Below are 2,509 nucleotides of genomic sequence, written 5' to 3' on the forward strand. Positions count from 1 at the left end.
AATGCGGTGAGCGGCCGCCAGGGCCTGGACGCTGCTGATGCCGGGGATGACTTCAAGGCTGAACGCCGGCTGCGCCACCCGCTCCAGAATGCGCACCAGGGCGAGCGGGGCCCGCTGAAGGGCTCCGGCGCCTCCGGGCCGCCGTCCGACAGCGCGGTCGTGCGGAAGACCACCCGGGCCGAGATCATCGACCGGGCCAGGAGGTGGGTCGACGCGAAGGTCCCGTACAGCATGGAGAAGCACTGGTCGGACGGGTACCGCCAGGACTGCTCCGGCTATGTGTCGATGGCCTGGAACCTCGGCACCAACGAATGGACCGGCAGCCTCGCGAGCTACGCGACCCGGATCGCCCGCGCCGACCTCCAGCCCGGCGACATGCTGCTCTTCCACAACCCCGCCGACCCCTCCCAGGGCTCCCACGTCACGATCTTCGGCGGCTGGACCGACTACACGCGCACCCACTACATCGCCTACGAGCAGGCGCGCCCGCAGACGGGGAGGCAGTCGACGCCCATGGCGTACTGGAGCAACTCCGACCGTTACGTCGCCTACCGCTACAACGGCGTCACCGGCGGCTCGCCCGGTTCGGGCTCCTCCACGGCCTTCCCCGGCGCCGGCCAGTTCGGCCCCGGCGCGAACAACGCCCATGTCACCCGGCTCGGCGAGATGCTGGTCGCGCGCGGCGGCAAGCGGTTCTACGCGGTCGGGCCCGGCCCCGTGTGGGGCGAGGCCGACCGGCGGGCCACGCAGGCGTTCCAGCAGGCCCAGGGGTGGAAGGGCGCGGAGGCGGACGGCATCCCCGGCCCGGACACCTGGCGCCTGCTGACCACGGGAGCCGGCCGCGACATCCCGGCCGCGACCACGGGCGGCAGCCCGAACACCGCGGTGATCTTCCCGGGGCGCGGCTATTTCCAGCCGGGTCAGTCGAACAGCCATGTCGACCGGCTCGGCAGACAGTTGGTGAAGAAGGGATACGGCAAGCACTACGTGTCGGGCCCCGACCCGCGCTGGACCGAGGCGGACCGCCGCAATGTCGAGGCGTTCCAGCTGGCCCAGGGCTGGCGCGGCGGCGAGGCCGACGGATACCCGGGGCCGGAGACCTGGCGCCGGCTCTTCGCCTGACGGACCCGATGGGCCGGAGGGCCTGAGGGTCTGAGGGCGTGAGGACTCGCGGGCCTGCTGGGTCTGTTGGCCTGCCGGGCCTGACGGACCCGGTGGGCTTGCTGGACCCGATGGGCCTGCCGGGCCTGCTGGGCCTGCTAGGCCTGACGGACCTGACGGACCTGACGGGCCGGGCCTGACGGACCCGACGGATGACGGATGACGGAAAGGAACCGGGAACCGGTGACCCCAGACCAGAAGCCCCGCCCCCTGACAGACCACGACGGCCGCCTCCCCGGCGGCGAGACCCCGATGCCGTTGGTGGACGGCGTGGCCCTGCACCAGCCGGACCACCCTGCTCCGCCGCCGCTGTTCCGTCCGAAGGACGATCCGGCGGTGGGGGAGGCGGACGCGGCGGCCCCGCCGGGGCGGCCGGGCGCGCTCGAGCCGGTCAGCCTGCACCACCCGGGCCGCACGGGCGGCACCCCGCCCCTGGACCGCCTCCCGCACTTCCGGCCCGCTGGCCCGGAGGGTTCTACGGACTCCGAGTCCGCCTCGCGCCTGGATCGCCTCCCGCACTTCCGGTCCGCTGGCCCGGAGCGTTCTTCGGACTCCGAGTCCGCCTCGCGCTTGGATCGCCTCCCGTACTTCCGGTCCGCTGGCCCGGAGCGTTCTTCGGACTCCGAGTCCGCCTCGCGCCTGGACGGCCTCCCGTACTTCCGGTCCGCTGGCCCGGAGCGTTCCACGGACCCCGAGCCCGCCTCGCCCCCGGACGACCCCCCGCACTTCCAGCCCGTCCGGCGTTTGAGGACGGACCCCTCGGCGGAGTGGACCCCGCTCCCCGCTTACGGCGAAGAGGCAGGGCCCCGCCCGGCCCCCACCCCCGACGCGCGGACGGACAAGAACAAGGACACGGGCACGGGGACGGGCAAGGGCACGGCCGGGGACGACAACAAGGGCACAGGCCCGAGGCCGGGCGCGGGCACAGGCCCGGTCGCCTCCTCCGCCCCGCCCCCCGACACCGGCCCCGAGACCGGCCCCGACACCGAGCCGGACCTCGTCCTCGACCTGGCCCCCGGCGCCCGCGCCACCTCCGCCACCTTCTCCGTACCGGCCCCGCACCCCCCGCCCCGCCCCCGCCGCCACTCCGTCATCGCCAACGAGTCCACCGCCGCCATCCCCGTACACCTCCTCTTCCGCGACGAACCGGAGGCGGCCGAACCCGCCGCCCTCCCCACCGCCGTGGCCCGCCACACCGCCACCGGCCGCCCCGGCGACCCAGGCCGCCCCGGCCACACCGCAACCGGCCACCCCGGCCGCCCCGGCCACGGAACCGGCACCACCACCGCCGACCGCACCCCCCCCGGGCCGGCCGCCCCCCCCCCCGGGGGGGGGGCGCGCCGGCGGG

The 2,509-nt window shown here is 75.3% G+C and carries 1 protein-coding gene and 1 pseudogene; both read left to right on the forward strand.

All coding sequences use genetic code 11. The annotated features are described in order from the left end of the window. A partial coding sequence (locus tag AB0917_RS33915) for a peptidoglycan-binding protein (RefSeq protein ID WP_366823555.1) occupies positions 1 to 1,122 on the forward strand: 1,122 nt, incomplete at its 5' end. A gap of 222 nt (positions 1,123 to 1,344) precedes the next feature. Next, positions 1,345 to 2,509 (forward strand): annotated as a pseudogene (locus tag AB0917_RS33920) (hypothetical protein); the annotation flags it as partial.

The sequence above is a fragment of the Streptomyces sp. NPDC007346 genome, assembly GCF_040703535.1.
In the GTDB taxonomy this organism is placed as follows: domain Bacteria; phylum Actinomycetota; class Actinomycetes; order Streptomycetales; family Streptomycetaceae; genus Streptomyces.